Consider the following 18,423-nt stretch of genomic DNA (forward strand, 5'->3'; position numbering starts at 1 on the left):
CGCCCGAGGGCTGTGCCGGCTCAGACTGGCCAGCCGTCCTGCCGGTATGCCGAATCCCAGAACATCCATTCCAGCTGCGCGGCGCGGGTGTAGGCAGCGTGCATCTGTTCCAGTGTTTCGGCGGACGCCTTTTCGGCAACGCGGTCGACCGTGGTGATGACCCGGCGCACCAGGGCGTGGAAATCCTCGCAGGCATAGGCCTCGATCCAGGCCGCGTAGGGATTGGGTTGCGCCGCCCGCGCATGGATCTCGCGGCCGATTTCGGCATAGATCCAGAAGCACGGCAGCAGGGCCGCCAGCGCCACCGGGTATGGGGCGCTCCAGGCGGTGGCGATCAGGAAGCTGGTGTAGTGGTGGCAGGCCGGTGTGAGCGGCGTGGCTTCGAAGGTGGCGCTATCAATGCCGAACTGCTTCAGGAAGCCGGCGTGCAGCGTGCGTTCAGCGACGACGGCGCCCTTGGCCGCGTCCGCGAACTGCACCACGCCGTCGGCGTCGTCGGCCTTGGCCGAAGCGATGGCCAGCGCGCGTCCGAAGGCCACCAGGTAGTGCGCGTCCTGGATCATGTAATGCTTGAATGCGTTCTCGTCGAGCTGGCCGCTGGCCAGTTCCTGATTGAACGGCATGTCGCGTGTTTTTTCGTACAGCGCGGCGTTGCGCGTCCAGGCGTCGGAGCTGAAAGACATGAGGTTCCTCAAGGCAGGCTGCCGGCGCGCGATTGCGCGCCGGTCCACAAAGCGGGCTAGGGTATCAAAGACCGCGGGGCAAGAGGCGTTGCTTGCCGCACTACTGCATGTACCAGCCGTGGCTGACCACGAAGGACTGGCCGGTGAAGGCGGCGCTGGGGAAGGCGGCCAGGAACAGGGCGGTCTGCGCCACGTCCTCGACCGTGGTGAACACGCCGTCGACCGTGTCGCCCAGCATGACCTTCTTCACCACGTCTTCTTCACTGATCCCCAGTTCCTTCGCCTGTTCGGGGATTTGCTTTTCCACCAGCGGCGTGCGCACGAAGCCCGGGCAGATGACGTGCGAGCGCACGTTGTGCGCCGCGCCTTCCTTGGCCAGCACGCGCGCCAGGCCCAGCAGGGCGTGCTTGGCGGCCACGTAGGCGGACTTCAGCGGCGAGGCCTCGTGCGAATGGACCGAGCCCATGTAGATGACCACGCCACCGCGGTCGCCCTTGTACATGTGCTTGAGCGCCGCCTTGGTCGTGAGGAATGCGCCGTCCACATGGATCGCCTGCATCTTCTTCCAGTCCGAGAATGCGAAGTTCTCGATCGGGTTCACGATCTGGATGCCCGCGTTCGATATCAGGATGTCGATGCTGCCGTAGGCGGCGGCAACGCGGTCGATGCCCTGGTTTACGGCCTCTTCGCTGGTGACGTCCATCGCGACGCCCATGGCCTTGCCGCCGGCCTGCTCGATGTCGCGGGCGACGGCGTCGGCGCCCGCCTGGTTCAGGTCCGCGATGGCGACGGCCGCGCCGGCGCGTGCGAGGGTGAGGGCGATTTCCTTGCCGATGCCGCTGGCAGCGCCGGTGACGACGGCGACTTTTCCATTCAGGTTATGCATGCTGGAACCTCCGGGTTGGGATTGCCGGTGGGCCGGGCCGTGCCCTGTGGCCCACGGATGCGGGGAGCATGGCTTGATGGTAGCGCCGCAGGATTAGAGCAGGCTGAACGCAACGCGGGCGGCGGCTCAGGCCTGCTTGCGCCTGCGGTGATGCCGGACATAGTCCTGCAGGACGTCGCGCAGCACGACGGCCTGGTTGTGTTCGGTGTTGCGGGCGCCGTACAGCAGCGTCAGTGGGCGCTCGCCAGCGGCTTCCAGCAAGGCGGCCATGCGGGCCTGCTGTTCGGGTTCAGCGAGTTCGGCCTGGTAGCGCTGGCGGAATTCTTCCCAGCGATCCTCGATGTGGCTGAACCATTTGCACAGTTCCAGGGTGGGCGCGATGTCGCGCGCCCATTCGTCCAGGTGCAGGTCCGCCTTGCGCAGTCCGCGCGGCCACATGCGGTCCACCAGCGCCCGGTAGCTGCCTTCCGGGCCCAAGCCCTCGTAGACGCGTTGCACGGCGATGGCGGACGGTTTCATGGCGGCTCCAGGGCGGGTGGCGGATCCCGCTACTTTAGCGCCCGCCGTCCATATTCAATCCGCGCTCAAGGATTTTCCGCGGCGCCGGCGCGCTTGCCGCAGGCGCGCAGCACCAGGAAGCCGACCACGGCGGACACCAGCGAACCCGTCAGCACCCCGATCTTGGTGGCGTCGATGGCGGCCGGATCGGTGAACGCCAGGGCGCCGATGAACAGGCTCATGGTGAAGCCGATGCCGCACAGCAGCGACACGCCATACAGCTGCATGTAGCTGGCATGGCGCGGCAGCGTGGCGATGCCGCTCTTGATGGCCAGCCAGGAAAAGCCGAATACGCCCAGCTGCTTGCCCAGGAACAGGCCCAGCGCCACCCCCATGGGCACGGGCTGCGCCAGGCTGCCCAGGCCCATGCCGGCGAACGACACGCCAGCGTTGGCGAAGCCGAAAATGGGCACGATCAGCAGGGCGACCGGCTTGTGCAGCGCATGTTCCAGCGCATGCAGGGGCGAATGCGCGCCCGGATGGCCCTGGTTCTGCGGGCGCAGCGGAATGGTCAGCGCCAGCGCCACGCCGGCCAGCGTGGCATGCACACCGGACTTCAGGACGAAGTACCACAGCACGGCGCCGATCAGCAGGTAGGGCGTCAGGCGCAGCACGCCGGCGCGGTTCAGGCAGAACAGGCAGGCGAGCAGGGCGCCCGCCATGCTCAACGCGAACACATTGAGTTCGGCGGTATAGAACAAGGCGATGATGACGATGGCGCCCAGGTCGTCCAGGATGGCCAGCGCCGTCAGGAAGATCTTCAGCGAGGTCGGCACGCGGCTGCCCAATAGCGCCAGGATGCCCAGCGCGAAGGCGATGTCGGTCGCGGCCGGAATGGCCCAGCCGCGCAAGGTGCCGGGGCTGCCATAGTTGATCAGCACGTAGATCAGCGCCGGCAGCGCCATGCCGCCCAGGGCGGCGATGCCGGGCAGCACGATGCGGGCGGCGCCGCGCAACTGGCCGTCCAGGACTTCACGCTTGATCTCGAGCCCGACCAGCAGGAAGAACACCGCCATCAGGCCGTCGTTGATCCAGTGCAGCACGGTTTCCTTGAGCAGGACCGGACCCGCCTGGAAGCCGAGCTTGGTTTCCAGCAGGCTGAAATAGGCGGGCGCGGCCGGGCTGTTGGCCACCACCAGCGCGACCAGCGCGGCCAGCATCAGGACATAGCCGCCCAGCGCTTCGGAGCGGAGGAACGATTGCAGGAACGAGACCGGCTTTTGGGGAGGGACGGCCTGGAAACTCATGCAGTACCGCCCTTGCTTACGTTTTGATAAGATGCGCGTTTCATTCCTGAATTTTACCTGAATTATTTTTTCGGGATTCTTCTACTTCGTCGAACTTCTTTCATTTATTTGAAAAAACAGCTCATCAGCGTCGAATTGTTGGCGTTGCTTGTCCGGCGACCAAACTCTCCCTCGAATCCCGACCAGTCCGTGGCTTGCAAGGCCGCCTGGCGACTCTTGCTAGCCAAATGCCATTACGCCCTCTTACGGTATTGACCTACACGCCCGCCACGCCCGGCGCCGCGAGCCGCCTGGTGGATGTCGGCGATGCGCTCATGGCGCCTGCGACCCAGAGCCCTCACGGCGTCTATCAGACCCGGCAACTGATCCCCAGCACACGCCTGCTGGGCTGGGCGCGGGCCGGGGCGCGCTTCGATCTATCCCGCACCGGTTCCGCGCGCGTCTGGTCCGATGGCCGGCTGCACGCTGCCGAATGCCCGCGCGACTGCGCCAGCGTGGGCGCGGCGGCGCTGGAGCAGGAAGACATCGCCTACCTGGAAGCCTACCTGCTGTCGCAGGGCCGTTGCTGGAGCGACGCGGACGCCACCCAAGGCGGCCAAACCTGATCATGCCGAATCCCATTGAATCCCACCAGGGCCGGCCCGGCCCCGACGCGCGCCTGCGCATCCTGCACACCGAAGCGGCCACCTCGTTCGGCGGCCAGGAGTTCTGCATCTATAAGGAAATGATAGCCATGCGCGAGCGCGGCCATCATCTGGAAGCGGTCTGCCAGCCGGAGGCGGAACTGGGCACGCGCTTGCGCGAGGCCGGTTTCACGGTGCACCTCATTCCCATGGATGGCCCGCTCAACTTCACGCGCGGCGTCGCGTTCGTGCGCCGGCTGTTGCGCCGCGGGCGCTTCGACGTGGTCAATACGCACAGCCGCCGCGACACGGTCCTGGGCGCCATCGCGGCACGCCTGGCCGGCACGCCTCTCATCGTGCGCACGCGGCATCTGGCCAAGCCCATCAATTCCCTCTACGCCTATACCTGGCTGGCGCATCGCGTCATCGCCGTCAGCCGCTACGTGCGCGGCCAGCTGCTGGACGGCGGCGCGCGGCCGGAGGCCATCGCCACCATCCATTCGCCCGTGGTGCTGCCCCAGGTGCATAGCGGCGTCTGCGTCAGGCGTGAACTCGGCCTGCCGGAGGATGCGCTGGTGGTCGGCTGCGTGGCCGTCATGCGGGCGGACAAAGGGCATTGCGACCTGATCGACGCTTTTCACCGTATCGCCGCCACGTTTGCGCAGGCGCATCTGGTGCTGGTGGGCGAGGGCCAGCCCATGGCGGGGCAGCTGCAGGCGCAGGTGGAGGCATTGGGCCTGGCTCGGCGCGTGCATTTCACCGGCCGACGCGACGACATCGGCAATGTCCTGACCGCCTTCGACGTGTTTGCGCTGCCGACGCTGCGCGAGGCTCTGGGCACCGTCTTCATCGAGGCCGCGGCCATGGGGGTGCCGGTCATTGGCACCGACGTGGGCGGCGTGCCAGAAACCATGCAGGCGGGCGTGACCGGCCTGTTGGTGCCGCCCGGCGATCCTGCGGCGCTGGCGGCGGCGCTGGAAAGCCTGCTGGCCGACCCGGGGTTGCGCCGCCGCATGGGCGATGCGGGCCGCGAGCTGATCCGGGGGCAAGGCCTGTTTTCCGCCGAACGCACAGCCGGTCTGGTTGAACAGGCCTATGCCGGCTGGCTGGCGGAACTGCGGGGGGCTGCGCGCGCCGCCTGAGGCGGGCGGCGGCTCAGTGCCAGAGCAGGGCGTTCATGGCCTCGACCAGCCGGTCGCGGTAGCGCGGCAGCAGTGCCTGCACGCGCGCCTGGCGTTCCTGCCATTCGGCGGATTCCGCGCCGGCGGCGATGCGCGGCGCCGCCCAGATCGGATCGGGAAAGTGGCGGTCGCCGCGCCAGCGCGGGATCACGTGCCAGTGCAGATGGGGCACCATGTTGCCTAGCGAAGCCAGGTTGATCTTGTCCGGCGCGAGGACCGATTGCTGCGCTTCCTCCACCACATACACGGCCCGCATCAGCAGATCGCGGCCATGGGTGGACAAGCTGGTCATCTCGGCCAGGTGACCGTTCCAGACCACCCGCGTGAAGCCCGGATAATCGGCGTCGTCCACCTCGATGATGCGCAGGTGCGGGCCGCGCCACAGCAGCGTGCCTCCGTCTTCCTGGCAAAGCGGACAGTTGGGGTCGCGCGCGCTCACGGCATCACCTTGCGGTACTGGATGAAGCCCGAGCGGTCGGCGATGCGGTCGTAGAGCTGGATGGCGGTGGCGTTGGTTTCATGCGTCAGCCAGTACACGCGCGAGCAGTTGGCGGCGGCGGCCTGCGCGTACACGTGTTCGATCAGCTTGCGGCCGGCGCCGGTGCCGCGCACGTCTGGGTCCACGTACAGGTCCTGCAGGTAGCAGTAGTCGCCCGCGGTCCAGGTGGAGCGGTGGAAGATCCAGTGCACCATGCCGACCGCTCGGCCGCTGTCGTAGGCCAGCGCGGCGTGCATGGGTTCGGCGGGGTCCAGGAAGCGCGCCCAAGTGTTGCGCGTGACGGCGTCGTCGATGCTGACGCGGTAGAAGTCCTGGTAGCCCTTCCACAGCGGCAGCCAAGCTTCGAAGTCGGCGGCGACGATGGGGCGGATTTCTGCGGTACTCATGGCTTGCGGCCTCCAGGCGGGATTCAGAGTTGGTCTTCCATGGCTTCGACGATGTGTCGCAGCACTTGCAATCGAGCGTAGCGCTTGTCGTTGGCCGACACCAGATGCCACGGCGCATGCGCAACGTCGGTGCGCGCCAGCATCTCGTTGGCGGCATCCGCGTAGTCTTTCCATTTGTCGCGGTTGCGCCAGTCGTCGGCCGTGATCTTGAAGTTCTTGAAGGGCGAACTCTCGCGCTCCTTGAAGCGCTCCAGCTGCACCTCCGGCGTCACGGCCAGCCAGAATTTCAGCACCAGCGCGCCGCTGGCGGCCAGTTGCCCCTCGAAGTCGTTGATCTCGGCGTAGGCGCGGCGCCAGCAGGCGGGCGCGGTCAGTTTTTCGACGCGCTCGACCAGCACGCGGCCGTACCAGGAGCGGTCGAAGATCGCGATGCGGTCGTGGCGCGGCACGTGGCGCCAGAAGCGCCACAGATAGGGCCGGGCCAGTTCCTCGCTGTTGGGCGCGGCCACGGGCGTGATGTCGAATTGGCGCGCATCCAGCGCATGCGTCACGCGCCGGATCGCGCCGCCCTTGCCGGCCGCGTCCTGGCCTTCGAACACCAGCACCAGCGAGCGCTCCTGGAACTTCTTTGAACGCGCCGCCCGCGCCAGCCGGCCTTGCAGCAGGCCCAGCTCGGATTCGTAGTCGTCCTTGTCGGTCTTGGCGTCGTAGTCCAGCTCGCCCAGGCGGTCGACGACGCGCGTGGAGCGGGCGTGCGCCACGAAGGCGGCCGGGATGCGCGGCACGCCGCGCTGGCGCATGGCGGCCAGCACCGCTTCGGCCGTGCGCGCCGCGCGCATGCCCTCGTCCGCGCTGGGGATCACGACCCAGGGGGCGTGGCCGCTGTCCGTGCGGTTCAGCACCACCTGGCCGGCGTTGCGGATGCGGTCGTACTTCTTGTGGACCTTCAGGTCGATGGGACTGACCTGCCAGGAGGTCTCGGGGCTGGCCAGCAGGCGCTCGGCCCGCTCTTTCTGCGCCTTGGCCGACAAATGGAACCAGAGCTTGACGATCTGCACGCCTTCGGCGGCCAGCATGGCCTCGAAGTGGCGGATCGCGGCGGCCTGCGCCTCGATGCTGTTCTGGTCAGGCTTCTTGCGCGTCGCCTCGAGCAGCAGCGGCGCGTACCAGGAGCCGAACACGATGCCGGTGCTGCCCTTGGGCGGCAGGTCGTTCCAGTAGCGCCAGAACGGCGGACGCTCCAGCGCGGCGCCTTCGCGCGGCCCGTAGGCCAGCGTCTTGATGTGGCGCGGATCCATCCATTCGTTCAGCAGGTTGACGGTGGCGCCCTTGCCGGCGCCGTCTATGCCGGCGATGACCACCAGCAGCGTCTTGTCGGCCTTCTGCAGGCGCTGGTACTGCGCGTTCAGCAAGGCGACGCGCAGCTTCGCTTCCAGCGGCTTGAATTCTTCCTTGGACAGGCTGGGGTCGGCTTCGGCTTCTGCAAACATGGGGGATCCGTCTGATCGGCAATTCTGCGATCGGACGATCTTGCGGGATAAGCCCCGGGTGCGCAAGCCCGGACCGCGGCGCTTGCCGCCCCGCGTTCAGAGCGCGTCGACCGGGATCTTCAGGTAGCGTACGCCGTTGTCCTCGGGCGGCGGGAAGTGGCCGGCGCGGATGTTCACCTGGATGGCGGGCAGGATCAGGGTGGGCATGGAGAGGGTGGCGTCGCGCCGCGTGCGCATGGCCACGAAGTCGTCCTCGCCGATCCCGTCGCGCACGTGGATGTTGGCGCGGCGCTGTTCGGCCACCGTGGTCTGCCAGGACGCTACGCGGCCGGCGGGCGGGTAGTCGTGGCACATGTGCAGCCGCGTGTCGGCGGGCAGGCTCAACAGACGCTGGATGGAACGGTATAGCTGATGGGCATCGCCGCCGGGGAAGTCGCAGCGCGCCGTGCCCACGTCCGGCATGAACAGCGTGTCGCCGACGAAGGCCGCGTCGCCGATCAGGTAGGCCATGTCGGCCGGCGTGTGGCCGGGCACGTGGATGGCCTGCGCCGTCAGCGCGCCGATGCGAAAGGTCTCGCCGTCGGCGAACAGATGGCCGAACTGCGAGCCGTCCAGCTGGAATTCCGGCTCCAGGTTGAAGATCTTCTTGAACACGCCCTGCACGGTCTGGATGCTCTGGCCGATGGCGATGACCCCGCCGAGCTGCCGCTGCAGGTAGGGCGCCGCCGACAGGTGATCGGCATGGGCATGGGTTTCCAGCAGCCATTCGGTCTTCAGGCCGTGCTGGCGCACGTAGTCCGCCACCTGATCGGCGCTTGCAGTGCTGCTGCGGCCGGACTTGGGGTCGTAGTCCAGTACCGAGTCGATGATGGCGCAGGCGCGGCCCGGCGCGGGTTCATGCACAACATAGGTGACCGTCGCGGTGACGGAATCGAAGAAAGCCTGGATCTGGGGAAACATGGACGCTCGCGTCGCAGCGAGTCGCTGCACGATGAAACACTATATGTATTTCAATAATATTGTTGGATATTATATTGGTCAATATAATGATCAAACTCTCCCACGCCGATTGATACGCATCAAATGAACGACGCCCTTACCGAGTGCGAAGTCGCCGTCTTGCGCGAATCCGCCTCCCAGGCCTGCGCCCTGCTCAAGGCCCTGGCCAACGAAGACCGCCTGCTGCTGCTGTGCCAACTGGTCCAGAACGAACGCAATGTGAGCGAACTCGAATCGCTGACCGGCATCCACCAGCCCACGCTGTCCCAGCAACTGGGCGTGCTGCGCGATGAAGGCCTGGTCGCAACGCGGCGCGAGGGCAAATACGTCTACTACCAGATGGCCAGTTTCGAAGTCAGCCAGGTCATGAAGACGTTATCCAGTTTGTACTGCGGCCGCGCGATGGAGTCACTCAAGTGAACCTGGACTGGTCCGCCTTCACTCCCTGGTCCGCGGGCGCGGGCGGCCTGCTGATCGGCGCGGCCGCCGTGCTGCTGATGGCGGGCGCGGGGCGCATCGCGGGCATCAGCGGCATCCTGGGCGGCCTGTTTCAGCCCGAGCGCGGCGGCATGTGGCGGCTGGCCTTTCTGATCGGCTTGTTCGCATCGCCCTGGCTGTACCGCCTGGGCAGCGCCTTGCCTCCCGTCGTGGTGGAGGCCGGCACGACGCGCCTGATCGTGGCGGGCCTGCTGGTCGGCATCGGCACGCGCTATGCCTCGGGCTGCACCAGCGGCCACGGCGTCTGCGGCGTGTCGCGCGGATCGCGCCGCTCGCTCAGCGCGACCGCCTTGTTCATGGCCGCGGGTTTCGCCGTGGTCTACGCCACCCGCCATCTGGGGGGACTCTGACATGGTTGCATTGATCGCCTTCGCGTCGGGCCTGGTCTTCGGGCTGGGCCTCATCATTTCCGGCATGGCCAATCCGGCCAAGGTGCTGGGCTTCCTGGACCTGGCCGGCGCCTGGGATCCGTCGCTGGCCTTCGTCATGGGCGGCGCCGTGCTGGTCACGGCGGCGGGCTTTGCGTTCTTGCGCCGCCGCCGCGTCAGCCTGTCGGGCGAACCGCTGCGCTGGCCCGCCGCCACGCAGGTGGACTTGCGCCTGGCCGTGGGCAGCCTGGCGTTCGGCGCGGGGTGGGGCCTGGCCGGCTTCTGCCCGGGGCCGGCGCTGGTGGCTGCGGCGGCCGGCGTGCCCGAGGCCTTGATCTTCGTGGCCGCCATGGCGGCAGGCATGGCAATATTTTCAGTTTTGGAAAAATTCAAAAGCCGGTAGACCGGCAAGGAGACAAGCATGCCGACAGCAGAGGCGCAGCGCGATTTCGATGTGGTGGTGGTGGGCGGCGGATCGGCGGGCATAGGCGTCACCGCCAGCCTGCTGCGCCGCCGTCCGGACCTGCGGATCGGCGTCATCGAACCCAGCGACAAGCACTACTACCAGCCGGCCTGGACGCTGGTAGGCGGCGGCGCCTTCGACATCGCCAAGACCGTGCGGCCGACCCGCGCCGTCATGCCCAGGCGCGCCACCTGGCTGCAAGCGGCCGCGGCTGGATTCGAACCCGAGGCCAACCGCGTGCTGCTGTCCGACGGCCGGGCGGTGAGCTACCAGCAACTGATCGTCTGCCCCGGCCTGCGCCTGGCATGGGACAAGATCGAGGGCTTGGCCGACACGCTGGGCAAGAACGGCGTCAGCTCCAATTACCGCTATGACCTGGCGCCCTATACCTGGGAGCTGGTGCGCGGACTGAAGGGCGGGCAGGCGCTGTTCACGCAGCCTGCCATGCCCATCAAATGCGCCGGGGCGCCGCAGAAGGCCATGTACCTGGCCTGCGACCACTGGAAGCGCACCGGCGTGCTGGACCGCATCGACGTGGAGTTCGACTTGGCCGGCGCGGCGCTGTTCGGCGTGCCGACGTTTGTTCCGCCGCTGATGCGCTATGTCGAAAGCTACGGCATCGCGCTGGCTTTCAATTCGGCGCTGGTGGCGGTGGACGGCGCGGCGCGCAAGGCCTGGTTCGATCTCAAGAACGCCGACGGCGTGGTGACGCGCGTGGAGAAATCCTTCGACATGCTGCACGCGGTGCCGCCGCAGGTTCCGCACGATTTCTTGCGGAACAGCGCGCTGGCGGACGCCACCGGCTGGTGCGAGGTGGACCCCGCCACGCTGCTGCATCCGCGCTATGGCAATGTGTTCGGATTGGGTGACGGCATCTGCACCAGCAATGCCAAGACCGCCGCGGCCGCGCGCAAGCAGATCGTCACGGTGGCAGAGAACCTGCTGGCGCTGCGCGAAGGCCACGCCATGCCGGTCAAGTACGACGGCTACGGCTCCTGCCCGCTGACGGTGGAGCGCGGCCGCATCGTGCTGGCCGAGTTCGGCTACGGCGGCAAGCTGCTGCCCACCTTTCCGCTGGACCCGACCGTGCCGCGCAAGAGCGCCTGGTTCCTCAAGGCCACGCTGCTGCCCTGGATCTACTGGAACGGCATGCTCAAGGGCCGCGAGTGGCTGGCCCGCCCGCTGGGTAACTGAGCGCCTCCATGATCGATACGGTGCTGGCCGCCAGCGCGGCGCTGGGGGCGTGCGTGGGCCTGATACTCGGGCTGACCGGCGCGGGCGGCGCCATCATGGCGGTGCCTCTGCTGGTCTTCGGCCTGCATCTGCAGGTGTCGCAGGCCGCGCCCATCGCCTTGCTGGCGGTGGGGCTGTCGGCCGCGCTGGGCGCGGCGCTGGGGCTGCGCAAAGGGCAGGTCCGCTATCGCGCGGCGGGCTTCATGGCTGTTACCGGCATCGTCGTGTCGCCGCTGGGCCTGTGGGCGGCGCGGCGCCTGCCCAACGCGCCGCTGGCCATCATCTTCGCCGGCGTGCTGGGCATGGTGGCGTGGCGCATGTGGAACCAGGGCAACAAGCCGGCGGCGCAGGCTGCGCCGCGCACGCCGCCCTGCCAGCTCAATGCCAGCACCGGCCGGCTGCGCTGGACCGCGCCCTGCGCGCGCGCCTTGACGGGCGCGGGGCTGATCGCGGGATTTCTGTCCGGCCTTTTGGGCGTGGGGGGCGGCTTCGTCATCGTGCCCGCGCTGCGGCGCGCTACCGACCTGACCATGCAGGCCATCGTGGGCACTTCGCTGGCGGTGATCGCGTTGGTGTCCGCCAGCGGCGTCGCGGCCGCGGCGGCGGGTGGGCACCTGGACTGGCGCATCGCCGCGCCTTTTACGGCGGCGGCGGTGTTGGGCATGCTGGGCGGGCGCAAGGTGGCTGACCGCTTTCCCCCGCGGCGCTTGCAGCAGAGCTTTGCGCTGTTTGCCGGCGCGGTGGCCGTGGCCATGCTGGCCAAGGGCGTGCTGGCGCTGCTCGCGGCCGCGTGAGGCCGCGAGCCGTCCCGCTTACTCGTAGGTGCGGATATCGTCGATGACCTTGCCGTCGTTCGGCAGGCCGTCCGCATCCACCCATTCCACGTCGCTGCGCAGCTTGGTCACGTCGCGCACCGACTCCGCGATGCGCTTGCCCAGCTCTTCGCTGCGAACGCGCGATTCCACTTTGAGCACCATGCGGTCGGAACCCGTGCTGCCGCTGATCACCAGCCGCGCGCGCAGGATCTCGGGATGGCGGCGCGCCACGTCGGCCACCTGCGACGGATGCACGAACATGCCGCGCACCTTGGTGGTCTGGTCCGCGCGCCCCATCCAGCCCTTGATGCGGGTGTTGGTGCGCCCGCAAGGCGAAATGCCGGGCATGACCGCGGACAGGTCGCCGGTGCCGAAGCGCACCAGCGGATAGTCCGGGTTCAAGGTCGTGACCACGACCTCGCCCACTTCCCCATCAGGCAGGGGTTCGCCGGTGCCGGGGCGCACGATATCGACGATGATGTCCTCGCCCAGCACCAGGCCCTCGCGCGCCGGCGTTTCAAACGCGACCATGCCCAGGTCGGCGCTGCCGTAGGCCTGGTAGCCGTCGATGCCGCGCGCGGCCAGCCAGTCGCGCAGGGACGGCGGGAAGGCTTCGCCGGACACCAGCGCGCGGCGCAGCGAATCCAGCTTCACGCCCAGCTCGTCGGCTTTCTCAAGGATGATCTTGAGGAAGCTGGGCGTGCCGGTATAACCGGTGGGCGCCAGATCCTGGATCGCGCGCACCTGTTGCTCGGTCTGCCCGGTGCCGCCCGGAAACACGGTGCAGCCCACGGCGTGCGCCGCGGTTTCCATCATGGAGCCCGCAGGCGTGAAGTGATAGGAAAAGCAGTTGTAGGCCAGCTCGCCGGCGCGGAATCCCGCGGCGTGCAGGGCGCGGGCAAAGCGCCAATAGTCGCCGCGCGCGCTTTCCGGCTCATAGATGGGGCCGGGGGACGCGAACACGCGCATCGCCTCGCCCCAGCCGATGGCGGAGAAGCCGCCGAAGGCCTTTTGCGGCCCGGCAGGCGCTGCCGCATCGTCACGGCTGTGCTGCTGGCGTTCCAGCAGTTCGTGCTTGCGCAGCACCGGCAGGCTCGCCAGCGCCGCTCGCGACGTGATGGTGGCGGGGTCGATGCCGCGCAGCTGCTCGGCGATGGCCGGCGCCCGCGCAACGGCCCGGGCGATCGCGCCGGGCAGGGCGGCCATCAGCTCGCGCTCGCGTTGCTCGGGCGCTCTGGTTTCCAGAACATCGAAAAACTCGGACATGGGATCACACCCTCTCGTATGCCAGGAATCACGCCAGCCAGCGCTTGCGCCGGCGGTAGAACTTGTTGTCGCGGAAACTCTTGCGTTCGCCGCTGGATATGCCCAGGTAGAACTCCTTCACGTCCTCGTTCTGGGCGAGGTCCGATGCGGCCCCGTCCATCATCACGCGGCCGTTTTCGAGGATGTAGCCGTAGTCGGCATAGCGCAGCGCAATGTTGGTGTTCTGCTCCGCGAGCAGGAAGCTGACGCGTTCGCGCTGGTTCAGGTCGCGCACGATCTCGAAGATTTCCTCGACGATCTGCGGCGCCAGGCCCATGGAAGGCTCGTCCAGCAAGATCATGTTGGGGTTGGCCATCAGCGCGCGGCCAATGGCGGTCATCTGCTGTTCACCGCCCGAGGTGTAGCCGGACTGGCTGGTACGGCGCTGCTTCAGGCGCGGGAAGTACTGGTAGACGCGTTCCAGCGCCGCCGCGGTATCGCCGCGGCTCATGCTGCGCGTATAGGCGCCGGTCAGCAGGTTTTCCTCGATGGTCAGGTGGGCAAAGCAATGCCGGCCCTCCATCACCTGCACCACGCCGCGCTTGACCAATTCCGCCGGCGACAGCTTTTCGATGCGCTGGTCGCGGTACTGGATATGGCCCTTGGTGACGTCGCCGCGCTCGCCCTTGAGCAGGTTCGAAATGGCGCGCAACGTCGTGGTCTTGCCTGCGCCGTTGGCGCCCAGCAAGGCCACGATCTTGCCTTCCGGCACTTGCAGGGAAACGCCCTTGAGCACCAGGATCACGTGGTTGTAGATCACCTCGATGCCGTTCACGTCGAGCAGCACCTTGGGGGTGTCTGCGGGTACTGCGGAAGTCGTTGCAGCGGTCATGGCTGTTCCTGCGGCTTGGTGGCCGCCGGCCCCGTTATCCGGGACCGGCGGCCGGTTCACATCAGTTCTCGCAAACGCGGGGCGTGATGTTCTTTTCCTTGGCGTACTTCGCTGCGCCTTCCTTGACCATCGGGTCCAGGATGGTCTTGTCCGACTGATACCAGTCGGAGACCACCTTGAATTTCGCGCCGTCCCACTGCACGATGCGGGCCCAGTCGTCGCCCTTGTGGTTGCTGCACGAGGTCTTGACCGGACGCATGATCTGGCCGAAGCCCAGCTTGTCCAGCTTTTCCTGCGTCAGGTTCAGGTTCTCGAAGCCCCAGCGGACCTGCTCGGGCGTCAGCGCCTTGCCCTTGCCGTACTTCTCCTGCGCGGCGCGGATCGCTTCCACCTGCAGCATCGAGATCATCATGCCGCGGGTGTGGGCGATGGTGCCCAGCGTGGTCTTGCCGGTCTTGTCCGAGCCCTGGCCCTTGTCGTAGACGAACTTCTTCAGGTCGTCGTAGACCTTGTCGTGCTCGGCGCCGCTGTTGTGCACGGTGATGGCGTTGTAGCCCTTGGCGACATCGCCCAGGTCCTTCACGTCGCCTTCGGAGCCGGCCCACCAGATGGCGTACATCTTGTCTCGCGGATAGCCGCTGGCCTGGGCTTCGCGGATCGCGGTCGGCGTCATGATGCCGGCGCTCCACAGCAGCACGTAGTTGGGGCGCGCCTGGCGGATCTGCAGCCAGGTGGACTTCTGTTCCACGCCGGGGGCGGTCACGGGATAGAGCACCAGCTCGAAGCCTTCCTTGGCCGCGCGCTTCTGCAGCAGGGGGATCGGCTCCTTGCCATACGGCGAGTCGTGGTAGACCAGGGCGATCTTCTTGCCCTTGAGCTTGTCCATGCCGCCTTCTTTCTTGGCGATGTCCTGGATCATCACGTCAGCGGCGGTCCAGTACGTGCCCAGCAGCGGGAAGTTCCATTCGAACACGCTGCCGTCGACAGATTGCGACAGGCCGTAGCCCATCGTTTCGACCGGCACCTTGTCGACCATGGCCTTGTCGCTGACGGCGAAAGTGATGCCGGTGGACTGGGTGTCGAAGCCCGATGCGCCCGTGCCCTTGCCCTTCAGACGCTCGTAGCATTCCACGCCGCGGTCGGTGGCGTAGGCGGTTTCGCACTCTTCGTACGTGATCTTGACGCCGTTGACGCCGCCATCGCGTTCGTTGACCAGCTTCAGGTAGTCCAGCTTGCCGTCGGCCCAGGGAATGCCCAAGGGGGCGAAGGACCCGGTGCGATACACCAGCAACGGAACGAACTGCTCTTCCGCCGCCATCGCCGGCGTGGCCACGGCGCCTGCGGCGCCGGCTGCGGCCATCAAAGCTGCCGCCAACTTCAGGTTAAGACGCTTCATCTCCATTTACCTCCTGCGTGGTGCTTGGGTCAGTAACCCTGGGACACCGGGATTGGCCCGGTCTTGAGCCGGGTATTCAGGGCGGGTCCGTCGCGCTTGTGCCGCCGCGGACCGCGGAAATCAATGCGAAATCAATGGGGGAACGGCCAGATGCGCAGCTTCTCCTTGCCGATGCTCCACAGCCTGGCCAGCCCGTGCGGTTCGGCAATCAGGAAGAACACGATCAGCGCGCCGAACACCATGTGTTCGATGTGCGCCGCTGTGTCCACCGACAGCGGGATGCCCAGCGCATGCGGGATGTTGGACAGCGCCACCGGCACCAGCACAATGAACGCCGCGCCGAAGAAGCTGCCGATGATGGAGCCCAGCCCGCCGATGATCACCATGAACAGCAGCTGGAACGAGCGCGTCAGGTCGAACGCCAGCGGTTCCCAGGAGCCCAGGTGGATGTAGCCCCACAAGGCCCCGGCCACGCCGACGATGAACGAGCTGACCGCGAAGGCCGTGAGCTTGGCGTACATGGGGCGGATGCCGATGACGGAAGCCGCCACGTCCATGTCGCGGATCGCCATCCACTGCCGGCCGATGGCGCCGCGCACCAGGTTCTTGGCCAGCAGGCTGAAGACGACCACCAGGATCAGCACGAACAGATACTTTTCCAGCGCGCTCTGCACCGGCAGGCCGAAGGCCGTCAGCGGCGGCACAGACACGTTGCCGGACGACGAGTAGTTGGTGAAGAAGGGGATGCGCAGGAACGCCCAGTCCACGAAGAACTGCGCGGCCAGCGTCGCCACCGCCAGATACAGGCCGCGGATGCGCAGGCTGGGTATGCCGAAGATCACGCCCACGATGGTGGCGAAGAACCCTCCCAGCAGGATCTGGACGACCAGCGGCATGCCGGGAAAGCGCACGCCGAAGTTCCAGGCCGCATAGGCGCCCACCGCCATGAAGGCGCCGGTGCCCAGCGAGATCTGGCCGCAATAACCCACCAGGATGTTCAGGCCCACGGCGGCCAGCGCCAGGATCAGGAACGGAATCAGGATGGCGCGCAGCAGATAGTCGCTGGCCATGGCCGGGATGGCGACGAACGCCACCGCCAGCAGCAGCCAGATGAAGATGCGGTCCTGGCGGATCGGGAAGATCTGCTGGTCAGCGCGATAGCTGGTCTTGAATTGGCCGTTTTCGCGATAGAACATGTTTTTATCCTAGAGGGCCTGTGGGCTCAGACACGGTCGATGATCTTCTCGCCGAACAGCCCTTGCGGACGGAACAGCAGGAACACCAGCGCCAGCACATAGGCGAACCAGATTTCGATACCGCCGCCTACCAGCGACCCCAGATAGACCTCGGACAGCTTTTCGCCGACGCCGATGATCAGGCCGCCCAGAATGGCGCCCGGCACCGAGGTCAGGCCGCCCAGGATCACCACCGGCAGCGCCCGCAGCGCCGCGGTGGACAGCGTGAACTGCACGCCGAACTTCGAGCCCCAGATGATCCCCGCCACCAGCGCCACCAGCCCCGCCACGCTCCAGACGATCACCCAGATGCGGTTCAGCGGAATGCCGATGGATTGCGCGGCCTGGTGGTCGTCGGCCACCGCGCGCAGGGCGCGGCCGGTCGAGGTGTACTGGAAGAACAGCGCCAGCGCGGCCACCAGCAGGGCGGCGATCACCGCCGCCGTCAGGTCTTCCAGGTTGATCAGCAACCCGCCTTCGAAGACGGATTCCAGAATCATCAGCGGATCCTTGGGCATGCCCACGTTGATGGAGTACACCGAGCTGCCGAACGTGATCTGGCCCAGGCCATCCAGGAAGTAGCTGATGCCCAGCGTCGCCATCAGCAGGGTGGTGGCCTCCTGGTTGACCAGGTGGCGCAGCACGAAGCGCTCGATGGCGACCGCCAGCAGGAACATCACGATGGCGCTGACGATGAAGGCCAGCACGTTGGCCAGGATCATGTTGTCAAAGCCGAACCAGCGCGGCAGCCACTCCGAGAAGCGGGCCATGGACAGCGCAGCGACCAGCACCATCGCGCCCTGCGCGAAGTTGAAGACGCCCGACGCCTTGAAGATCAGCACGAAGCCCAGGCCGATCAGCGCGTACAGCATGCCGCTCATCAGGCCGCCGAATAAGGTCTCTAGAAAAAATCCCATGTCTGTCCGCCTTAGTGCGACACGCCGAGGTAGGCGCGGATCACGTCTTCGTTTGCACGAACCTCGTCCGGCTTGCCGTCGCCGATCTTCTTGCCGTAGTCCAGCACCACGACGCGGTCCGAGATGTCCATGACCACGCCCATGTCGTGCTCGATCAGCACGATGGTGGTGCCGAACTCGTCGTTCACATCCAGGATGAAGCGGCTCATGTCCTGCTTCTCTTCGATGTTCATGCCGGCCATGGGTTCGTCCAGCAACAGCAGGCGCGGCTCCATCGCCAGCGCGCGGCCCAGGTCCACGCGCTTTTGCAGGCCATAGGGCAGGCGGCCCACGGGCGTCTTGCGGTAGGCCTGGATTTCCAGGAAGTCGACGATGTTCTCGACGAACTCGCGGTGCTTGATCTCTTCGCGCTCGGCCGGGCCCAGGCGGAAGGCCTGCGCCAGCAGCCCGCACTTCATGCGCAGGTTGCGGCCGGTCATGATGTTGTCCAGCACGCTCATGCCCTTGAACAGCGCCAGGTTCTGGAACGTGCGGGCGATGCCCATTTCGGCGGCGCGGCGCGGGTTCATGCGCGAGAAACGCTCGCCGCGGAAGGCGATGCCGCCTTGCTGCGGCGTGTAGACGCCGTTGATGACGTTGAGCATTGAGCTCTTGCCGGCGCCGTTGGGGCCGATGATGGCGCGGATCTCGTGTTCGCGCACGTTGAAGGAAATGTCCGTCAGCGCCTTCACGCCGCCAAAGGACAGGGAGATGTTCTGCATGTCCAGCATGACGTCGCCGATGCGCTGGTCGCGGTCGTTGTTGCTCAT

At 66.9% G+C, this 18,423-nt stretch carries 21 protein-coding genes; 7 read left to right on the forward strand and 14 right to left on the reverse strand.

Translation table 11 applies throughout. The annotated features are described in order from the left end of the window. Window positions 1-20 precede the first annotated feature (20 nt). The 4 genes from tenA to nhaA all read right to left on the reverse strand — a co-directional run bounded on the left by tenA (window position 21) and on the right by nhaA (window position 3,374). Entirely contained in the window at window positions 21-683 is a 663-nt protein-coding gene (gene tenA, locus FOC84_RS14160; protein ID WP_173144950.1) for a thiaminase II, read from the reverse strand. A gap of 100 nt (window positions 684-783) precedes the next feature. Beyond that, window positions 784-1,569: a 3-hydroxybutyrate dehydrogenase gene (locus tag FOC84_RS14165; RefSeq protein ID WP_173144951.1), complete on the reverse strand. Its 786-nt coding sequence runs from the start codon at window positions 1,567-1,569 to the stop codon at window positions 784-786. 126 nt (window positions 1,570-1,695) lie between these two features. After that, entirely contained in the window at window positions 1,696-2,088 is a 393-nt protein-coding gene (locus FOC84_RS14170; RefSeq protein WP_173144952.1) for a DUF488 domain-containing protein, read from the reverse strand. Between the two features lie 65 nt (window positions 2,089-2,153). Then, complete coding sequence (gene nhaA / locus FOC84_RS14175; RefSeq protein ID WP_173144953.1) at window positions 2,154-3,374, reverse strand: Na+/H+ antiporter NhaA; 1,221 nt, start codon at window positions 3,372-3,374, stop codon at window positions 2,154-2,156. A gap of 227 nt (window positions 3,375-3,601) precedes the next feature. Here nhaA and FOC84_RS14180 point away from each other — a divergent pair, with 227 nt between their 5' ends. Beyond that, the gene (locus FOC84_RS14180) at window positions 3,602-3,979 is read left to right on the forward strand and encodes a hydrogenase (RefSeq protein WP_173144954.1); all 378 of its coding nucleotides are present in this window, start codon (window positions 3,602-3,604) and stop codon (window positions 3,977-3,979) included. A gap of 2 nt (window positions 3,980-3,981) precedes the next feature. Further along, window positions 3,982-5,139: a glycosyltransferase gene (locus FOC84_RS14185; protein WP_173144955.1), complete on the forward strand. Its 1,158-nt coding sequence runs from the start codon at window positions 3,982-3,984 to the stop codon at window positions 5,137-5,139. 13 nt (window positions 5,140-5,152) lie between these two features. Here FOC84_RS14185 and FOC84_RS14190 read toward each other — a convergent pair whose 3' ends face one another. The 4 genes from FOC84_RS14190 to FOC84_RS14205 form a co-directional block, all read right to left on the reverse strand. Next, window positions 5,153-5,617: an HIT family protein gene (locus FOC84_RS14190; RefSeq protein WP_173144956.1), complete on the reverse strand. Its 465-nt coding sequence runs from the start codon at window positions 5,615-5,617 to the stop codon at window positions 5,153-5,155. Continuing rightward, window positions 5,614-6,063 carry a GNAT family N-acetyltransferase gene (locus tag FOC84_RS14195; protein WP_173144957.1) on the reverse strand — a complete coding sequence of 150 codons (450 nt, stop codon included), beginning with the start codon at window positions 6,061-6,063 and terminating at the stop codon, window positions 5,614-5,616. The genes FOC84_RS14190 and FOC84_RS14195 overlap by 4 nt, the downstream gene beginning before the upstream one ends. Window positions 6,064-6,086: 23 nt before the next feature. Further along, entirely contained in the window at window positions 6,087-7,553 is a 1,467-nt protein-coding gene (pap, locus tag FOC84_RS14200) for a polyphosphate:AMP phosphotransferase (protein WP_173144958.1), read from the reverse strand. Between the two features lie 96 nt (window positions 7,554-7,649). Continuing rightward, window positions 7,650-8,513: an MBL fold metallo-hydrolase gene (locus FOC84_RS14205; RefSeq protein WP_173144959.1), complete on the reverse strand. Its 864-nt coding sequence runs from the start codon at window positions 8,511-8,513 to the stop codon at window positions 7,650-7,652. 123 nt (window positions 8,514-8,636) lie between these two features. Here FOC84_RS14205 and FOC84_RS14210 point away from each other — a divergent pair, with 123 nt between their 5' ends. The 5 genes from FOC84_RS14210 to FOC84_RS14230 are packed head-to-tail and all read left to right on the forward strand — an operon-like array spanning window position 8,637 to window position 11,908. Continuing rightward, window positions 8,637-8,972, forward strand: a complete 336-nt coding sequence (locus FOC84_RS14210; RefSeq protein ID WP_173144960.1) for an ArsR/SmtB family transcription factor — start codon at window positions 8,637-8,639, stop codon at window positions 8,970-8,972. After that, complete coding sequence (locus tag FOC84_RS14215; protein WP_173144961.1) at window positions 8,969-9,400, forward strand: YeeE/YedE family protein; 432 nt, start codon at window positions 8,969-8,971, stop codon at window positions 9,398-9,400. The genes FOC84_RS14210 and FOC84_RS14215 overlap by 4 nt, the downstream gene beginning before the upstream one ends. A 1-nt stretch (window position 9,401) precedes the next feature. After that, on the forward strand, window positions 9,402-9,821 hold the full coding sequence (locus FOC84_RS14220) for a DUF6691 family protein (protein WP_173144962.1): 420 nt from the start codon (window positions 9,402-9,404) through the stop codon (window positions 9,819-9,821). An 18-nt stretch (window positions 9,822-9,839) separates the two neighbouring features. Continuing rightward, entirely contained in the window at window positions 9,840-11,075 is a 1,236-nt protein-coding gene (locus FOC84_RS14225; RefSeq protein WP_173144963.1) for an NAD(P)/FAD-dependent oxidoreductase, read from the forward strand. 8 nt (window positions 11,076-11,083) lie between these two features. Beyond that, window positions 11,084-11,908 (forward strand): sulfite exporter TauE/SafE family protein, encoded by an 825-nt coding sequence (locus FOC84_RS14230; protein WP_173144964.1) that lies wholly within the window; start codon window positions 11,084-11,086, stop codon window positions 11,906-11,908. A gap of 18 nt (window positions 11,909-11,926) precedes the next feature. Here FOC84_RS14230 and FOC84_RS14235 read toward each other — a convergent pair whose 3' ends face one another. From FOC84_RS14235 to FOC84_RS14260, 6 genes are all read right to left on the reverse strand, one after another. Next, on the reverse strand, window positions 11,927-13,195 hold the full coding sequence (locus FOC84_RS14235; RefSeq protein ID WP_173144965.1) for a phenylacetate--CoA ligase family protein: 1,269 nt from the start codon (window positions 13,193-13,195) through the stop codon (window positions 11,927-11,929). Between the two features lie 28 nt (window positions 13,196-13,223). Beyond that, the gene (locus FOC84_RS14240; protein WP_173144966.1) at window positions 13,224-14,066 is read right to left on the reverse strand and encodes an ABC transporter ATP-binding protein; all 843 of its coding nucleotides are present in this window, start codon (window positions 14,064-14,066) and stop codon (window positions 13,224-13,226) included. A 61-nt stretch (window positions 14,067-14,127) separates the two neighbouring features. Beyond that, window positions 14,128-15,468 (reverse strand): ABC transporter substrate-binding protein, encoded by a 1,341-nt coding sequence (locus tag FOC84_RS14245; RefSeq protein WP_173144967.1) that lies wholly within the window; start codon window positions 15,466-15,468, stop codon window positions 14,128-14,130. 125 nt (window positions 15,469-15,593) lie between these two features. Continuing rightward, the gene (locus tag FOC84_RS14250; protein ID WP_173144968.1) at window positions 15,594-16,658 is read right to left on the reverse strand and encodes a branched-chain amino acid ABC transporter permease; all 1,065 of its coding nucleotides are present in this window, start codon (window positions 16,656-16,658) and stop codon (window positions 15,594-15,596) included. Window positions 16,659-16,684: 26 nt separating this feature from the next. Beyond that, window positions 16,685-17,614 (reverse strand): branched-chain amino acid ABC transporter permease, encoded by a 930-nt coding sequence (locus FOC84_RS14255; RefSeq protein ID WP_173144969.1) that lies wholly within the window; start codon window positions 17,612-17,614, stop codon window positions 16,685-16,687. A gap of 11 nt (window positions 17,615-17,625) precedes the next feature. After that, a complete protein-coding gene (locus FOC84_RS14260) occupies window positions 17,626-18,423 on the reverse strand; it encodes an ABC transporter ATP-binding protein (RefSeq protein WP_173144970.1) in 798 nt (265 codons plus the stop codon).

Source organism: Achromobacter pestifer (genome assembly GCF_013267355.1).
Lineage (GTDB): Bacteria > Pseudomonadota > Gammaproteobacteria > Burkholderiales > Burkholderiaceae_B > Achromobacter > Achromobacter pestifer_A.

What these genes read in the sequence shown, in the direction of transcription:
- tenA (WP_173144950.1), bottom strand. Translation starts at nt 683, where the DNA reads ATGTCTTTCAGCTCCGACGCCTGGACGCGCAACGCCGCGCTGTACGAA.
- FOC84_RS14165 (WP_173144951.1), bottom strand. Translation starts at nt 1,569, where the DNA reads ATGCATAACCTGAATGGAAAAGTCGCCGTCGTCACCGGCGCTGCCAGC.
- FOC84_RS14170 (WP_173144952.1), bottom strand. Translation starts at nt 2,088, where the DNA reads ATGAAACCGTCCGCCATCGCCGTGCAACGCGTCTACGAGGGCTTGGGC.
- nhaA (WP_173144953.1), bottom strand. Translation starts at nt 3,374, where the DNA reads ATGAGTTTCCAGGCCGTCCCTCCCCAAAAGCCGGTCTCGTTCCTGCAA.
- FOC84_RS14180 (WP_173144954.1), top strand. Translation starts at nt 3,602, where the DNA reads ATGCCATTACGCCCTCTTACGGTATTGACCTACACGCCCGCCACGCCC.
- FOC84_RS14185 (WP_173144955.1), top strand. Translation starts at nt 3,982, where the DNA reads ATGCCGAATCCCATTGAATCCCACCAGGGCCGGCCCGGCCCCGACGCG.
- FOC84_RS14195 (WP_173144957.1), bottom strand. Translation starts at nt 6,063, where the DNA reads ATGAGTACCGCAGAAATCCGCCCCATCGTCGCCGCCGACTTCGAAGCT.
- pap (WP_173144958.1), bottom strand. Translation starts at nt 7,553, where the DNA reads ATGTTTGCAGAAGCCGAAGCCGACCCCAGCCTGTCCAAGGAAGAATTC.
- FOC84_RS14205 (WP_173144959.1), bottom strand. Translation starts at nt 8,513, where the DNA reads ATGTTTCCCCAGATCCAGGCTTTCTTCGATTCCGTCACCGCGACGGTC.
- FOC84_RS14210 (WP_173144960.1), top strand. Translation starts at nt 8,637, where the DNA reads ATGAACGACGCCCTTACCGAGTGCGAAGTCGCCGTCTTGCGCGAATCC.
- FOC84_RS14220 (WP_173144962.1), top strand. Translation starts at nt 9,402, where the DNA reads ATGGTTGCATTGATCGCCTTCGCGTCGGGCCTGGTCTTCGGGCTGGGC.
- FOC84_RS14225 (WP_173144963.1), top strand. Translation starts at nt 9,840, where the DNA reads ATGCCGACAGCAGAGGCGCAGCGCGATTTCGATGTGGTGGTGGTGGGC.
- FOC84_RS14230 (WP_173144964.1), top strand. Translation starts at nt 11,084, where the DNA reads ATGATCGATACGGTGCTGGCCGCCAGCGCGGCGCTGGGGGCGTGCGTG.
- FOC84_RS14235 (WP_173144965.1), bottom strand. Translation starts at nt 13,195, where the DNA reads ATGTCCGAGTTTTTCGATGTTCTGGAAACCAGAGCGCCCGAGCAACGC.
- FOC84_RS14240 (WP_173144966.1), bottom strand. Translation starts at nt 14,066, where the DNA reads ATGACCGCTGCAACGACTTCCGCAGTACCCGCAGACACCCCCAAGGTG.
- FOC84_RS14245 (WP_173144967.1), bottom strand. Translation starts at nt 15,468, where the DNA reads ATGGAGATGAAGCGTCTTAACCTGAAGTTGGCGGCAGCTTTGATGGCC.
- FOC84_RS14250 (WP_173144968.1), bottom strand. Translation starts at nt 16,658, where the DNA reads ATGTTCTATCGCGAAAACGGCCAATTCAAGACCAGCTATCGCGCTGAC.
- FOC84_RS14255 (WP_173144969.1), bottom strand. Translation starts at nt 17,614, where the DNA reads ATGGGATTTTTTCTAGAGACCTTATTCGGCGGCCTGATGAGCGGCATG.
- FOC84_RS14260 (WP_173144970.1), bottom strand. Translation starts at nt 18,423, where the DNA reads ATGAGCAACAACGACCGCGACCAGCGCATCGGCGACGTCATGCTGGAC.